Raw genomic sequence first — 897 nt, 5'->3', positions numbered from 1 at the left:
GAAAGGTAATCCCAGTTTTTTCACAAGCTGCGTAGCAAGCTGCACCCGATGGGTAATTACTAGCACTCTCCTCTCACCAGCGCGAATTATGGGGTCAGTTAGCCACTGAAGCAAGTGAGTTTTACCTGTGTTCTTTGGCGATTTCAAGCCTATTAGCTGCTTACCCAAAGGAATAGCCAACTCACCCAAGTAACGCTGATTTAAGTTCAAATCTGGGGTGTATGTGAGCCGCCTTAGTTGCTTGGTGTTCCACTCATCTAATTTCAGGGCATCGCAGTAAATAGTATCAAATTGGTCGCGGCCGTAAGCGGCTAGTACATCATCAATCCCTTTTCCTAATGCCAGATGCCACCCCATTACTCGGACTTCACAGCCGCGCAAAGATAAAAGCTTGGCAGTTTTAGCGATCGCACCATTCACGCTTCTAACCGTGGTGCGCTTCACATCGGCATCGAAACAGAAATAAATTCGCCTGCCTGATTGAGCATAAGTGGCTAACTGTGGGATTAGGTACGGTGCGCCGTTATTTTCGCCGTATTCATCCTTTGGTTGGCGACGGCCTCCCCATACTCCGGGTATACCAATGGCGACATAACCACAAGATAAGATTGCAGCTGCTTTTTTAGCACCCTCGCAGATGATAATGGGAATTTGGGTATTCTCTCTCACCCATCGCCAAAAATTACCATAAGGTAAACTTTGGTAATTTTCTGGTAGTGCCACATCGTAGCGGCGGCTAATTAATTCCCAGATCCGGGCGGGAATCCGTAAGGCAAAAATTTCTGTGTCAACTTTGGGGGGATGCTCATACTTAATTGCCTTGCTGTTACCCTCATCTATTCTTGGCGTGTTGGGCTTGAAGCATCCCCAATCGGAATCTTCACCAGTGATAATATT

1 protein-coding gene is annotated in these 897 nt (G+C 46.9%); it reads right to left on the bottom strand.

What is annotated here, in order from left to right:
• Positions 1 to 897, bottom strand: an 897-nt coding sequence (locus ACEYW6_RS36445) for a DUF3854 domain-containing protein (RefSeq protein ID WP_412983645.1), incomplete at both ends; no start/stop codon positions are given.

Source organism: Nostoc sp. UIC 10607, from assembly GCF_047228265.1.
In the GTDB taxonomy this organism is placed as follows: Bacteria; Cyanobacteriota; Cyanobacteriia; order Cyanobacteriales; family Nostocaceae; genus Nostoc; species Nostoc foliaceum_A.
This window is presented reverse-complemented; position numbering and strand designations above follow the sequence as displayed.